This window comes from Methanoregula sp., assembly GCF_041663825.1.
Taxonomy (GTDB): domain Archaea; phylum Halobacteriota; class Methanomicrobia; order Methanomicrobiales; family Methanospirillaceae; genus Methanoregula.
This window is the reverse complement of the sequence record NZ_JBAYLY010000006.1, coordinates 46,306-58,801: the sequence shown is the minus strand read 5'-3', so window position 1 is coordinate 58,801 and position 12,496 is coordinate 46,306. Positions and strand designations below refer to the sequence as shown.

The window sequence follows — 12,496 nt, the reverse complement described above, 5'->3', positions numbered from 1 at the left end:
GGTGACAAAAATGGACATGACCTACCAGGTGATCGCTCTTGCGATCCTGTTTGGCAGCATAGTAACCGGTTTCATTGCATTCCGGATGCAGGGCATGAAGCTCGCACCGCATTTCGGGGCGATTATCCTTGCGCTGATCGTAACGCTCGCTGCATTGATAACCGGGATTTCGGCAATCGCAGTTGTTGCAGCATTCCTCCAGGTGATTGTAACATTCACCGCATACACCCAGATCTATAAGATCCTGCGGGACAACTTCCAGACCGCTCCGGGATATAGTGCACATCTTGCACTGGTAACCATGCTTCCGGTGCTTGCAATTGCCGGGCTGCTGATGTGAGGGGGAGATATTCACACAATCATAAAAGATTCTCATGAACCGCATCACCGTTAACGCACTAGTCGATCTCGGCTGTCTGGTCACCCTCATCCCGACACTCATCACCGGGCTTGTACTGTACGTCTACCTGCCCTCGGGGAGCGGGAAGGGCGGAACCTCATGGATGGGAATCACCCGGCACGACTGGGTCCTGTACCATGATATTGCAGGCTTTGCCTTTGCCGCCCTGATCATCCTCCACCTGATCCTGCACTGGATGTACTTCTGGAATATCCGGAACTGTCTCACGCCGGGTTCGAAAAAAGCGGATGCAGGTGAAACGTAATTATTTTTAAAAAATATGCACCAGCTTGAAAATAAGCTGGATCGCAAACACCAGGAGTATCACCCCAAAACCCGCCTTGATGTAGCCGCTCGATATTTTCACCATACTCCGCGCTCCGATGGTCGCCCCAATAACGACAGCGACCGCACAGCCAATAATCAGGGGAATGTCAAAACCGCCGCTCGTCAGGTGCCCGAATACCCCGAACAAGGACGAGAAGATGACGATAAAACTCACCACACCGGCAGAATTTTTCGTCGGGTAGCGGCAGAGGAATATCAGGAAGGGCACGATCAGGATCCCGCCGCCCACTCCCAGAAGGCCGGAGATTATCCCGACAAAAAAACTGAACGCCACGATGAGGGCATACATCCCCGTGGAATAGTGCACCGGGCAGGCACCTTCGGGTACCGACTTCTCCCAGTACGTGTAGATCATCCTCCCCCCCGCACCGATGAGGAAGATGACGAACAGCCACATCAGGAGCACGGGGTTGATGTACGCAGCAGCGACCCCGCCGAGAAACGCACCGAGGCAGATGCCCGGCACAAACCAGAGCGCGAACCGGATATCGATAAGGTTTGACCGGTAATAGACGATCGATGCGGCCAGTGCCGTGATGAGATTGAGCACGAGCGAGGTGGAGATCGAGGTCAGGGTCGCGTAGCCGAGCAGGAAGAGGATTGGAGTATAGAGCGATCCACCACCCTGCCCGAACATCGAGAAAATGATGGAGACGATAAAGACCGCAGCGATCGCAATCAGGAGGGTGCTGTCCATTCTGCACCGGTTTACTGCACGCCGTTCAGGACATTCACCCAGGTCTGGTCATACCCCGAACAGGGGATACACTCGGGCTTGCCGTCGACCATCCGCACGTAGCGCTCGAAGACGTACTCGCCGCATTTGCTGCACTTGATCTTGTTAAAGGAACCTTTCGGCCGGCTGAACGTGAAGTCCGGCAGTTTTGTGACCGAAAACATCTCCGACTCCGGTGCGGTCAGGACCATATCCACAACCTTCGTCACCACATCGGCCGGGACCTGCGATGGCTCGATGCCTTTCTTCCGGTAGACAAAGAATTCCTGCTTGCCAAGCGCGTCCTGGAACTCCGATTTCAGGTACACGCGGACGGCGCCCTTCCCCGGGACAACGAGAAGGCAGGCGACTTTTCCATAGTTGAGCCGCTCCATCATGAGCTTCCCGTACGTGCAGCCGGTGACTGCCATGAACCCGTCGATCATGCAGGTCTGCGGGTGCCCGACACCCATCTCCGAGAGGCCGAATGCGCCGTGATCCCCGATGTGCGAAACGCCCAGTTCCCGCATGGCGACCTGTCCCATCCGGTACCCGATCGGCATGAACGGGCAGATGTGGCCGTGGAAGTCCCAGACTCCCTGAGGGATTTCAACTTTTTTTGAAGTTGTCATGAGCGTTACCTTGTTGCAGGGGTTATATATAATTTGCCGGGACTGCATTTTCCCATGCGTGAAGGGGAGGAAGGGTCAGTTTCTGTTCATCACCAAAAAAAATTTAATGACTGGACTGTGCTGGTTGCCGGGAAGTGGGGCAGGTCACGCGGTATCCACGGCGTACTGCTTTCCCAGATCCGTAAGCCGGTAAATAAGCCAGTTGCCCTGCTGTTCACAACCGATAAGTCCGGCCTCTTTCATAATATTGAGATGATAGGATAACTTTGAGCCGGCGATCCCGATACAGGCCTTGATGACGCAGACGCAGAGAGGCTGGTCACGGAGAAGGTACAGGATCGTGAGCCGAAGCGGATCGGAGAGCGCATGATGCGTTTTGCTCTTCTCTATGAGCTCTCCCTGCGGGGGAATGCTCTTGGCAAGGGCATCGAATCCTCCAATATCATCGAGTTCCTTCCGGATCTGCCCGGGGATCTCCATCTCCTTTTCCCCGGAGTCATTCTTACTTTTTGTCCCGCAACAAGACAGGGTCACACGCTTCACTTCAAATTAATTTGAAATGACAAGATATATAATCTTGCCCTGTTTATTATGATTCAATAAAATTTGAATTGCTTATCAAGAGAGAACCACACAGCTACTTCATGTGACATGATATGGAAAACAACGACAGACCGTGCTGCCCTGCCGATGCCCTTCGGCGTATCCGGCAGGTGAAGATCAACGGGATCATGACCGGTATCACGATGCTTGACGAGTGCATCGCGTACGTGCAGGATCAGGGCTGCGGGTGCGAACCGGAGATCCGGGCGGCGCTCGTGAAACGGATACGGATCTACAATTACATCCCGAAGAGTGTCGAGGATCAGTATGCCGATGCCCTGATGGAAGAATACCGGAAAACAATTAAAAAAACGTGAGGGAAACCATGACAAAAATCGAGATACTCGGGACCGGCTGCGCAAAGTGCAAACGGCTCTTTGCAAACGCCGAACAGGCAGTCAAGGACCTGAAGATCACAGCAGAGGTCGTCAAAGTGGAAGACCTTGCCGAAATTGTCGGGAGGGGCGTTATGCTCCCGCCGGCGCTCTTTATCAACGGCGAAGTGCGGTCGGAAGGCAGGATTCCGGACGTGAACGAGATCAGGAAAATGCTGACGGAGTAAAACAATGACAGAGACACCCAAATGTTCATGCGGAGCAAATGAACCAAAACGGATCATTATACCCTGTGCCGGGCAGGCAAATGTCGGACAACTGACCAACCTTGCCGCACTCCAGCTGACTGAGGAAGGGTATGGTAGTATTGCCTGCGCTTCGCTGCTCGCGATCGGTGCTGAAGGATTGGTGAAGAGCGCAAAGAATGTCGATGAAGTTCTCATCCTCGACGGCTGCCCGATGCAGTGCGGGAAGAAGATTGCAGAGGCGCAGGGGGTCCCGGCAGGGCAGTACCTGGTCATGACGGAACTCGGCATCACCAAGGGACCCTCAAAATCCTACACGAACGACGACATCGAGAAGATCGTCGCTGCGTGCTGGAAGGGAGAGGGCCGGATGACAGATGCAGCGACGCCGGGGAAAAAGACCGGCGGGAAAAACAGCGGGTGCGGCTGCGGCGGAACCTGCTGAGGGTGAACGGTACAGCTGCTATGACCAGTGAAGACGAGATCCGGGCGTGGGCACAGGAGTATGCCCAAAAGAACGGCTGGGTGCTGAACCCGGGTACTAAAATACTGGATACCGTTATTCGCGGTCTTGTCCGTAACAAGACAAAATTTGGGGAGCAATACTGCCCCTGCCGGCTCCGGTCCGGTGACAAGGAGAAGGACCGGGCAATTATCTGTCCCTGCATCTACCACAAAGACGAGATTGCAAAAGACGGGCACTGCCATTGCCAGCTCTATTACCGGAAGGATACCGCAGAGCCGGTGACCGGGGAAAAAGAATGACCGTTGCCCTTGTCACCTGTTCCGGCATCTCAAATACCGGCAAGCTCACCACACAGGCAGCCATACTGCTCATGCAGCGTCGGCCGGGGCACTATGTCTGGATGCATGCAAAGCAGTCCGCCGCAACGCTCGAAGCGGAGATCGGGGACGCCGAGAAGGTGATCGTGATCGACGGGTGCACGGACTGCTGTGCGAAGAAAAAACTCTCTGCCTCCCGGCTCGCACCCGACTGCCATATTATCGCTACCGATCTCGGGATCGAGAAGAAGGGCATGGGCGACGTGCAGTATGACGAGATCGAGAAAGTCGTCCGTGCGGTTATGGATACGGAGGCATCGTCATGAAAATCGGTATTGTATCTGACGGAAAATTCGGCGACCGGGCCTATGAGATTATCCGGGAACGATTCCCGACGGAATGGATTCTGGCGCCCTTCCCGCAGAGCATGGTCGTTGATGACCTCGAACTGACTCTTCCCGACTGCGATCTCTACATCTCGTACGTCCGCCATCCGGACGTAGCCCTCGCGATTATCGAGAAGCAGAAGCCGGTTATTCTCGGCGTCAGTTTCGGCCCCGGGTTTCTCCGGCAGGCAAAAGGGGTAAACGAGAACGTCATTGCGCCCGTAACCATGTGTTCGCTTGAGGACAATACCTGGGTGCCGGCAATCAACGAGTATGCGAAAGTGTTCGGGAAACCTTCGTTTGAAGTGAAGGTGCAGGACGATGGCACCCTCGAAAGCCTCCGGGTGATCCGGGGATCTCCCTGCGGTTCGACCGTTGAAGCAAGCGCGGAACTCCCCGGTACCCGGCTCAGCCCGGAACAGCTCCAGCACTACGGCCTGCGTATCTGTCATTTCTGCCGGGCGCCCCGGTTCGGGAAGACCTGCGACAAGGAAGTGGCAGGACTGCTTCATGTACGGGAACTGATCCGGGGGGTTACGGCCTCCGATGCAGCGACCGGCGAGCGGCTTCGCCCGTTCACCGAAGAGATGGAGAAGATTCTAGCTCAGAAAATAGCCGGAGGATAATAAAATGCTGGACTATTTACAGGTATTTGCCGACTGGGTGACCTATTCGATCCTTGGGCTGTTACAGGGAAGTCCCCTCGCATCGTCCGTGAACTTCTTCATCTACGATTCGATCAAGGTCACGCTGATGCTCGCCGTGATCGTCTTCGGCGTTGCCATCGTCCGGACGTACATCACTCCCCAGAGAGTGAAGAAATGGGTGGCGGGTCGTACTGAAGGGGTGGGCAACGTGGTTGCCGCCCTTCTTGGTGTCCCCACGCCGTTCTGTTCGTGCTCGGCGGTTCCGCTCTTCATCGGATTTGTCGAGAGTGGTGTGCCGCTCGGTATCACGTTCTCGTTTCTCATCGCCTCGCCGCTCATCAACGAGATCGCCGTTGCCATGCTGTTTGCAATGTTCGGCTGGCAGATTGCGCTCATCTACATCGTCTCGGGCCTTGTCATCGCGATAATCGCCGGCATCATCATCGGGCGCCTCCACCTCGAAAGCGAGGTTGAGGAATTCGTGTATAAATGTAAGCTTCACGACCTTGCGGAAAAAGCGATGAGCTGGAAGGACCGGCTCACGTTCGCAAAGGGGGAATCCCGGGATATCACACTGAAAGTGCTCCCCTACATCCTCATCGGTATCGCCATCGGGGCGATCATCCACGGGTATGCCCCGGCAGATTTCCTCGCGACCATTGCAGGCCCGAATAACCCGCTCGCCGTCCCCATTGCAGTGCTGATCGGTATCCCGCTCTACTCAAACGCCGCCGGGATGATACCGATCATGGAAGTCCTCACGGCGAAAGGAATGGCAATGGGAACTGCACTTGCGTTCATGATGGCGGTCATCGGGCTCTCGCTGCCTGAGATGATCATCTTAAGGAAAGTTATCAAGCTCAAATTAATCCTGATCTTTGCAGGAATCATGTTCGTGGCGATCACCATGACAGGATACCTGTTCAATGCACTCCTCGGGTAAAGAAAACCTGACTATGAAGCGGGAACCGGGATTAAAAGAAACATTATTTTGATACGTCGCACGTATTCCACAAAACGAAGATTCAGTTGGCCGACAGGATCCAAATCATGCTGAAAGTAAAACCTCATCCGGATTATCCTCCCGAAGAGGGGCGGTACCTGCGGGGAAATGATTATTCCCCGGCGGCAGTTATCATCATCCTTACGTACGATGCCGAAGCGATCCCGCCCGAGATCGAGAAACTCGTGCGGACCGGCGTGGAAAGCGGGGCCGCACTCTCCGGGACGCTCCAGACCGCAAATATCGGGATCGAGAAGGTCATCTGCAATATCGTTGCAAACCCGAATATCCGCTACCTCATTCTCGGGGGTCCCGAATCCGAGGGGCACAAGACCGGGGATGCGATCAAGGCGTTATTCCGGAACGGGGTGGACGAGAAGAAACGCATCATCGGCACGACAGGACTCACAGCAGTGCTCTACAATGTCCCGGCCGGGTTCATCCAGCGGTTCCGCGAGCAGCTGACGCTCGTGGACTGCCAGTTCCAGGACGAGTCCGTGATCCGTAAAGCGGTCTGGTCGTGCTTCCAGGAAAAACCGGTGGACTTTCGCGGGCAGTCGCTTTTCGATCCCGGGGCTTTCCCGGAGCCCCCGCTCGGCGGGAAACTGACATGGAACGTCACGCAGCCGTGGGCAGAGCCGGGCGATGACAGCGAACGCAGGGCGAAGCAGAGGGCGCTCGATATGATCGAACGGCTTAAAAAGAAGCAGGGAAAAGAGGTTTCTTCACCGGATGAAAAGGTATGAACCACCCGTCCCTGTTGATGTCGTTTGGATGATCGAAAATAAGCCCCATACGGGCTCCGTTTCCTGTCCCTATCTCCGGGTCAATACCGAAAAAACCCGGATTACCTTCTTTTTGAGTTCCTGTGGAGAATACGCCAGAATCCGGCCCTGTTTGCCAAAATACGGCAGGTTTGCCCCTCGCCAAATGACCCTTAATGGCCTTTCTACAGCCCCGGTTTTTGCCACGTATTTTAGTCCATCCAGCCCGGAAAAAGGCCGCCAGAACGCGAATATGAGGGTCGTTTTTTCCGGGGTGCCGTTTTTTATTGGAAAGCGAGGGATGGGAAGAACGGTGTTTTCTCTGGAGGGTTTAAAAAAGACAGGGACTACCGGTAAAAATTATGCAGGGGAGTATTTCCTTTTGCTATTTCCCGCCGTTGCGGTTGCACATTAGATACCTGTCCTTTACTCCGCTTTCCCTGCATCCAGCCACGCCGTCCCCACCCGCTCCAGGAACCGGGAGGTCCGCTCTTTTGGCCTGGCATGGCACTTGTAAAAGGTAAGCAGTCTCCGGATTAGATCCCGTACCTCATCGGAAGACAGGCCGGTCGCGACCTGCACGCCCTGCCGTGAGTTAAACCCGCTGTGCCCGCCGAAGAATACCGTCCATCCCTTTGCAGAGCCCATGATGCCGATATCCCGGACACGACTCTCCCCGCAGCAGCGAGGGCAGCCGGAGATACCGATCTTGATCTTTGCCGGGAACTCTTTTCCCGCACATTCATCGGAGATCTCCCGGGCGAGGCAAAGAGAATCCTGCGTGCCGTTTTTACAGAACGCGATGCCCGGGCAGGACTGGACATACCGCACGCCGGGCGTGATGGAGGCCGCACCGAGGTCACCCAGTTCTTTTCTGATCGGTGTTATATCTTTTTCCTGCACTCCGACAAGCAGGAACCGCTGTCCCGACGTGATCTTGATCAAGGGGATCCGGAACTCTTTTGCAACCCGGGCGATCGTTTCGAGATCTTCCGGTGTTACGACACCGGCCGGGATCCGCGTCTGGAGTGCATAGGTTGTGCCATCCCGCTGGAGTTTTGCGCCATAGGTGGTATCGGTCATGATATGCCCGGATACACATGACATTTTGATCATGAATATGTTGGGTTTAAGGGCTACCTGTTTAATGCAATACGGGGATAAGAGTCAGACAGGGGTGTTGTGGAAGTATGAATTTTACTATTCAGCCGATTGGTTATGTGCGGTCTCCGTATAAGGAGAAGAAGGATGCCCCCCGGCAGGGACGGCTCTCGGATACGGTTTCGGAGATCGTTATCGAAGAGAAATATCTTCCCGGGCTTGATGATATTGAGAAGAAATCACATCTTATCGTCCTCTCATGGTTCGACCGTGCAGACAGGACAATGCTCCGGGCAAGCCCCCCTCATGATCCTGTTGAACACGGAGTTTTTGCTACCCGGTCACCCAACCGTCCCAATCCGGTTGGATTTTCTGTGGTTGACCTTATAGAACGTGACGGAAATATCCTGCGGGTGCGCGGGCTCGATGCGCTTGACGGGACGCCGGTGGTAGATATCAAGCCCTATTCACCGGATATTGATTGCGTAAAAGACAGGTGAACGAAAAAACGGGGGCACCGTTGTCGAATCCCGTTGCACTCATCGGCTTTAGAGCGCTCGCCACCGGGGCGGCAAAGACCTGCCCGTTAGATTCACTGCGGGGAATGAACACACAGGGAAAGAAAGCAAAAAAAACGGGACAGGGATCAACAAAAGAGCCTTCTTTTTTTAAAAGAAGCGTTCCTTAAGGGAGCGCCGGATACCGGGAAAGAACAATGAAACGGGTTGTCAGCTGGTCTCCGGCGTTTTCCCAAACGCCCAGAACAGTTTCCGGTACGCCCGGGAAAACGCCGTTCTCTCTAAGAGGAAGATCAGGATCGAACAGGCAAGGATGGAGAAGAAGATCACGATGTACGTGACATCCTGGATGGTCTGCCCGGCCGCAATCCCGGCTTCAAGCGGCAGGGAGGCGAGGACTGCGGCGGCAAGCCCTTTTGGCTCCATAACAGAGACAATCGCTGCGTCAGACGCCGGGATGCTCCGGGGGATCGTGAGCCAGACCATCACGATCCGTGCAAGGTAGATGACGATGGTGATGAGGGCGCCCAGGTAAATGATCGACATATTGGAGAAGTGGATCGAGATCCCGATATAGATGAAGAAAAATGTTTTCAATAACGAGACGAGCTGGGCAAAGAACTCCATCTCGGTGGGGGTAAGTTCGACCTGCGTGACGGTATCTCCCAGGAACGGGATGATCTTCTCTGCCTTGAAATAATTCAGGTTCCCGAATGTCAGGCCGAGTGCAAGCGCTGCGATTGCACCGGAGAACCCGAGCAGGCTGACAAACCCGAAGACAATGAAGACAAATGCCGGCGTGATAAAGATACTCTTGATGCTTGCGAGATTATGGTAGACAGACGACCACCAGACACCGGCAATTACCCCAATGATGATCGCAATGAGGAAGGTGGCGATAAAGTTGCCGGCAATGTGGCCGACGTTGAAGTCCTGGAGTTTCACCATGTCGAGGAGGGCCAGCAGTACAACGATGCAGATCACATCGCTGAGCGCGGATTCCAGCGCGAGGATCGCTTTTGTGTCGTTTTTGATATTGAGATAGTTGGTAAACGGGATGACAACCGCAGATGAGGTGCCGCCAAGGATTGCCCCGAGTATGCAGGATTCGAGGAGCGAGAAACCTGCCAGGTACTGCATGATGACGATACAGATGACCGTAATAACGACGAAATTAACGGCCGTGATCGCCAGGGACCCGGTGATTGACTTTTTTAAGGTCTCTATCGTGATGTGCAGTCCGCCCTCAAAGAGGATGATAGCAAGCGTGACCTGGGTGAAGATCGGGCCGACAACACCGAATGCCGAGGGTTCGACCAGATCGAGCAGGGGGCCGACCACGATCCCGATGGCGATCAAAAAGAGTACATCGGGAATTTTTGTGATCGTGAAAAAACGCGAGAGGATGTTGCCGATGAAGATGAGAAGCCCGAGAAAAAGTACGATTACTGCTGCATCCATTGCTTTCTGATTAGATCGCAAGAGGCCAAATAAGTTGTTGATAGTCCCGGTGATATATTGCACCGGCCGGTTTTATGCTCCTCTGATGGCCGGATCAGGATCTAAAACCCTGACTCGCCGTTTTTAAAAAACCCAAAACAAAAAAGAGATCAAGAATCCGGCCTTTAGGGTTCCTATGAAATCCATTAAAGAGCCACAATCCGCCCCGGAACTACAAATGCTGATTCTGTCCGGGAACTTCAGATTGTTGGCGGAATCCTCGACCTTATCCATATAGTTGGGCTTATCCTTCAGCGGATCCTGTAAATAATCTAAAAAAGGCTCTGTAGAATTGCTTTTTTTATGAGATATTATTACTCCCCTTCGCGCCAGCCCAGCCCCCGTTGGGGGCGGGGGTGTATGTGATACCCGGGTATTACCTGTACAAATCATGTGTTTTTGTGTACAGGTCATACGACAATACTATAGCAACCGGGGCGCCATGAGCGGAGGGGCGGAACCCCTTGAGCGTCAAGTAATTCTTAATGGGTTCTACAGAGCACTAAAAAGTATAACTATTCTTCCTGTTTTTAACAGAGCCAGAGAGACGAAACATTGCCTGGCAAAACCAATCCAAAAGGTTTACCACGGTCGGGTGAAGAGTATAACTCATGACCGAGACGGGGACTTCATCTTCGAAAATCGTTAAGTCCCTCGGTCTTGTATTCGGGGATATCGGGACGAGCCCGATCTACACGGTCGGGGCAATCCTGCTCTTCCTGCTGCCGACAACAGAAAACATCCTGGGGCTTGTATCTCTTATCACCTGGACGTTGTTTACCATCATCACCGTCCAGTACATCTGGCTTGCCATGTCGCTCTCCGATAAGGGCGAAGGAGGGACGATCGTTCTCAAAACGATCCTTGATTCCCTGTTGAAACCCGGTATCATCGCATCGGGTGTATCCGTTCTCACGATCCTCGGGATCGCGCTTTTCATCGGGGACGGCGTGATTACGCCCGCGATCAGTATCCTCTCGGCAGTTGAAGGGATCCGGCTGATCCCCGGGTTTGAAGATATAGGCGGGATGACGATCCTGCTTATTGCCGCTCTCATTGCCATCGGGCTTTTTTTCTTCCAGAAGAGGGGAACCGACCGCGTGGCATGGACATTTGGCCCGGTCATGGTGATCTGGTTTGGCGCGCTCGCGATATCCGGTGTGATCGCGATTCTTGGCGCCCCCCGGGTACTCTTTGCGTTAAGCCCGACATTTGCATTCGGATTCATCCTCGAAAACGGCTGGGCCTCGCTCATCGTAATGTCGGCGGTGATCCTCTGCGTCACCGGGGGAGAAGCACTCTATGCGGATATGGGACACCTCGGGAGGGAACCGATTGTCAAAGGCTGGGTCGTCGTCTTCCCGGCACTCCTGCTCAGTTATCTCGGACAGGGCGCGTTTGTTCTCCAGACCGGTAATACCCACAACGTTCTCTTCGCGATGATCAACACCCTCAGCCCAGTGGTCTATGTCCCATTCCTTATCCTGAGCGTCGGTGCCACGGTCATCGCATCGCAGGCGATGATCTCCGGGATGTTCTCGATTGTCTACCAGGGCATGACCACCCGCATCATCCCCAAGATGAAGATCGAGTATACCTCGCCTGAACTGCGGTCCCAGATCTATATCGGTGCGGTCAACTGGATGCTGCTTGCCGCAGTGCTCGTGGTGATGTTTGAATTCCGTTCGTCGGAAAACTTAGCGTCCGCGTACGGCCTTGCGGTTTCAGGTTCGATGGCAATCTCCGCACTCATGATGGCGATAATCTTCCTGTACCGGCACAAACCGGTGAAGATGGCAATCGCCGGGGCGCTCATCGTCGTTGACGGGTTGTTCTTCATCTCTACGCTTTTCAAGATCCCGCACGGTGCGTTCTGGTCGTTTATTATTGCCGCCATCCCGCTCATCGTCATCGTCACGTTCATTCTCGGGCAGGAGAAGCTCCACGCGATGCTCAGGCCTCTCCCGCTGGATGAATTTCTTCCCCGGTACCGGGAGAATTTCGCATGCCTCCCGAAGATTCGGGGAACGGCACTGTACTTTGTGGGGGATGCGAGGAAACTGTCTCCCTATCTCTCCCAGGTCTTTTTCCAGAACGAGATTATCTATGAAAACAATATCCTTGTCTCGATCAAGGTCACCGAGAAACCGTTTGGTATCAGCACCGCGTTCGAATCAGATCTTGCCCCGGGCCTCCATCTCTTCACCGTCACCGCAGGATATATGGAAATCGTTAATGTCGTCGGACTGTTAAAGGAGCGGGCAATTGATGAAAAAACAATTTTCTATGGCATCGAGAATATCGTGAGCGATAAACCCCTGTGGAGACTCTACGGGGTTATCAAAAAGAATTCCCCGCCGTTCGTACAGTTCTATGCTCTTCCCCCGGAAAAGATCCACGGTGTCGTGACAAGGGTTGTGATGTGACGGGATGTACCCCCTTTGGAAAATACCGGGAGAACGTTATCCCTTTTTGGACAATCCGATATTCTGGCAAAATCGGGATTTTCACTAAAA

The 12,496-nt window shown here is 54.0% G+C and carries 17 protein-coding genes; 12 read left to right on the top strand and 5 right to left on the bottom strand.

What is annotated here, in order from left to right; all coding sequences use genetic code 11:
* Positions 1 to 10: 10 nt before the first annotated feature.
* Both WCX19_RS04265 and WCX19_RS04260 read left to right on the top strand, forming a co-directional pair.
* Positions 11 to 340: a DUF5400 family protein gene (locus WCX19_RS04265; protein WP_373005474.1), complete on the top strand. Its 330-nt coding sequence runs from the start codon at positions 11 to 13 to the stop codon at positions 338 to 340.
* 34 nt (positions 341 to 374) lie between these two features.
* Positions 375 to 665, top strand: coding sequence for a DUF4405 domain-containing protein (locus tag WCX19_RS04260; RefSeq protein WP_373005472.1), 291 nt, complete (start codon positions 375 to 377; stop codon positions 663 to 665).
* Positions 666 to 671: 6 nt separating this feature from the next.
* Here the strand turns inward: WCX19_RS04260 and WCX19_RS04255 are convergent, their stop codons facing one another.
* The 3 genes from WCX19_RS04255 to WCX19_RS04245 form a co-directional block, all read right to left on the bottom strand.
* Entirely contained in the window at positions 672 to 1,445 is a 774-nt protein-coding gene (locus tag WCX19_RS04255; RefSeq protein ID WP_373005470.1) for a sulfite exporter TauE/SafE family protein, read from the bottom strand.
* 11 nt (positions 1,446 to 1,456) lie between these two features.
* Positions 1,457 to 2,095 carry an FmdE family protein gene (locus WCX19_RS04250; RefSeq protein WP_373005468.1) on the bottom strand — a complete coding sequence of 213 codons (639 nt, stop codon included), beginning with the start codon at positions 2,093 to 2,095 and terminating at the stop codon, positions 1,457 to 1,459.
* Positions 2,096 to 2,239: 144 nt separating this feature from the next.
* A complete protein-coding gene (locus tag WCX19_RS04245) occupies positions 2,240 to 2,638 on the bottom strand; it encodes an ArsR/SmtB family transcription factor (RefSeq protein ID WP_373005466.1) in 399 nt (132 codons plus the stop codon).
* 113 nt (positions 2,639 to 2,751) lie between these two features.
* Between WCX19_RS04245 and WCX19_RS04240 the strand changes: the two genes are divergently transcribed.
* From WCX19_RS04240 to WCX19_RS04205, 8 genes are all read left to right on the top strand, one after another.
* A complete protein-coding gene (locus WCX19_RS04240; RefSeq protein ID WP_373005464.1) occupies positions 2,752 to 3,015 on the top strand; it encodes a hypothetical protein in 264 nt (87 codons plus the stop codon).
* A gap of 8 nt (positions 3,016 to 3,023) precedes the next feature.
* Positions 3,024 to 3,260 carry a thioredoxin family protein gene (locus WCX19_RS04235; protein ID WP_373005462.1) on the top strand — a complete coding sequence of 79 codons (237 nt, stop codon included), beginning with the start codon at positions 3,024 to 3,026 and terminating at the stop codon, positions 3,258 to 3,260.
* Between the two features lie 4 nt (positions 3,261 to 3,264).
* Positions 3,265 to 3,723: a putative zinc-binding protein gene (locus tag WCX19_RS04230; protein ID WP_373005460.1), complete on the top strand. Its 459-nt coding sequence runs from the start codon at positions 3,265 to 3,267 to the stop codon at positions 3,721 to 3,723.
* Between the two features lie 20 nt (positions 3,724 to 3,743).
* Positions 3,744 to 4,043, top strand: coding sequence for a ferredoxin-thioredoxin reductase catalytic domain-containing protein (locus tag WCX19_RS04225; protein WP_373005458.1), 300 nt, complete (start codon positions 3,744 to 3,746; stop codon positions 4,041 to 4,043).
* Positions 4,040 to 4,387: a putative zinc-binding protein gene (locus tag WCX19_RS04220; protein ID WP_373005456.1), complete on the top strand. Its 348-nt coding sequence runs from the start codon at positions 4,040 to 4,042 to the stop codon at positions 4,385 to 4,387. Before WCX19_RS04225 ends, WCX19_RS04220 begins: the two co-directional genes overlap by 4 nt.
* Complete coding sequence (locus tag WCX19_RS04215; RefSeq protein WP_373005454.1) at positions 4,384 to 5,073, top strand: DUF166 family protein; 690 nt, start codon at positions 4,384 to 4,386, stop codon at positions 5,071 to 5,073. The genes WCX19_RS04220 and WCX19_RS04215 overlap by 4 nt, the downstream gene beginning before the upstream one ends.
* A 4-nt stretch (positions 5,074 to 5,077) precedes the next feature.
* The gene (locus tag WCX19_RS04210; protein ID WP_373005452.1) at positions 5,078 to 6,037 is read left to right on the top strand and encodes a permease; all 960 of its coding nucleotides are present in this window, start codon (positions 5,078 to 5,080) and stop codon (positions 6,035 to 6,037) included.
* A gap of 107 nt (positions 6,038 to 6,144) precedes the next feature.
* Positions 6,145 to 6,843, top strand: coding sequence for a tetrahydromethanopterin S-methyltransferase subunit A (locus tag WCX19_RS04205; protein ID WP_373005450.1), 699 nt, complete (start codon positions 6,145 to 6,147; stop codon positions 6,841 to 6,843).
* Positions 6,844 to 7,287: 444 nt separating this feature from the next.
* Here WCX19_RS04205 and WCX19_RS04200 read toward each other — a convergent pair whose 3' ends face one another.
* A complete protein-coding gene (locus tag WCX19_RS04200) occupies positions 7,288 to 7,944 on the bottom strand; it encodes an NAD(P)/FAD-dependent oxidoreductase (protein ID WP_373005448.1) in 657 nt (218 codons plus the stop codon).
* Between the two features lie 107 nt (positions 7,945 to 8,051).
* Here WCX19_RS04200 and tsaA point away from each other — a divergent pair, with 107 nt between their 5' ends.
* The gene (gene tsaA, locus WCX19_RS04195) at positions 8,052 to 8,462 is read left to right on the top strand and encodes a tRNA (N6-threonylcarbamoyladenosine(37)-N6)-methyltransferase TrmO (RefSeq protein ID WP_373005446.1); all 411 of its coding nucleotides are present in this window, start codon (positions 8,052 to 8,054) and stop codon (positions 8,460 to 8,462) included.
* A gap of 228 nt (positions 8,463 to 8,690) precedes the next feature.
* Here tsaA and WCX19_RS04190 read toward each other — a convergent pair whose 3' ends face one another.
* On the bottom strand, positions 8,691 to 9,962 hold the full coding sequence (locus WCX19_RS04190) for a cation:proton antiporter (protein ID WP_373005444.1): 1,272 nt from the start codon (positions 9,960 to 9,962) through the stop codon (positions 8,691 to 8,693).
* 629 nt (positions 9,963 to 10,591) lie between these two features.
* Here WCX19_RS04190 and WCX19_RS04185 point away from each other — a divergent pair.
* A complete protein-coding gene (locus WCX19_RS04185) occupies positions 10,592 to 12,406 on the top strand; it encodes a KUP/HAK/KT family potassium transporter (protein WP_373005442.1) in 1,815 nt (604 codons plus the stop codon).
* Positions 12,407 to 12,496 lie beyond the last annotated feature (90 nt).

Bases quoted from the DNA above. Each gene is read 5' to 3' on its own strand.
- WCX19_RS04260 (WP_373005472.1), top strand. From the start codon at position 375: ATGAACCGCATCACCGTTAACGCACTAGTCGATCTCGGCTGTCTGGTC.
- WCX19_RS04250 (WP_373005468.1), bottom strand. From the start codon at position 2,095: ATGACAACTTCAAAAAAAGTTGAAATCCCTCAGGGAGTCTGGGACTTC.
- WCX19_RS04215 (WP_373005454.1), top strand. From the start codon at position 4,384: ATGAAAATCGGTATTGTATCTGACGGAAAATTCGGCGACCGGGCCTAT.
- WCX19_RS04225 (WP_373005458.1), top strand. From the start codon at position 3,744: ATGACCAGTGAAGACGAGATCCGGGCGTGGGCACAGGAGTATGCCCAA.
- WCX19_RS04185 (WP_373005442.1), top strand. From the start codon at position 10,592: ATGACCGAGACGGGGACTTCATCTTCGAAAATCGTTAAGTCCCTCGGT.
- WCX19_RS04230 (WP_373005460.1), top strand. From the start codon at position 3,265: ATGACAGAGACACCCAAATGTTCATGCGGAGCAAATGAACCAAAACGG.
- WCX19_RS04255 (WP_373005470.1), bottom strand. From the start codon at position 1,445: ATGGACAGCACCCTCCTGATTGCGATCGCTGCGGTCTTTATCGTCTCC.
- WCX19_RS04205 (WP_373005450.1), top strand. From the start codon at position 6,145: ATGCTGAAAGTAAAACCTCATCCGGATTATCCTCCCGAAGAGGGGCGG.
- WCX19_RS04210 (WP_373005452.1), top strand. From the start codon at position 5,078: ATGCTGGACTATTTACAGGTATTTGCCGACTGGGTGACCTATTCGATC.
- WCX19_RS04220 (WP_373005456.1), top strand. From the start codon at position 4,040: ATGACCGTTGCCCTTGTCACCTGTTCCGGCATCTCAAATACCGGCAAG.
- tsaA (WP_373005446.1), top strand. From the start codon at position 8,052: ATGAATTTTACTATTCAGCCGATTGGTTATGTGCGGTCTCCGTATAAG.
- WCX19_RS04240 (WP_373005464.1), top strand. From the start codon at position 2,752: ATGGAAAACAACGACAGACCGTGCTGCCCTGCCGATGCCCTTCGGCGT.
- WCX19_RS04200 (WP_373005448.1), bottom strand. From the start codon at position 7,944: ATGACCGATACCACCTATGGCGCAAAACTCCAGCGGGATGGCACAACC.
- WCX19_RS04235 (WP_373005462.1), top strand. From the start codon at position 3,024: ATGACAAAAATCGAGATACTCGGGACCGGCTGCGCAAAGTGCAAACGG.
- WCX19_RS04265 (WP_373005474.1), top strand. From the start codon at position 11: ATGGACATGACCTACCAGGTGATCGCTCTTGCGATCCTGTTTGGCAGC.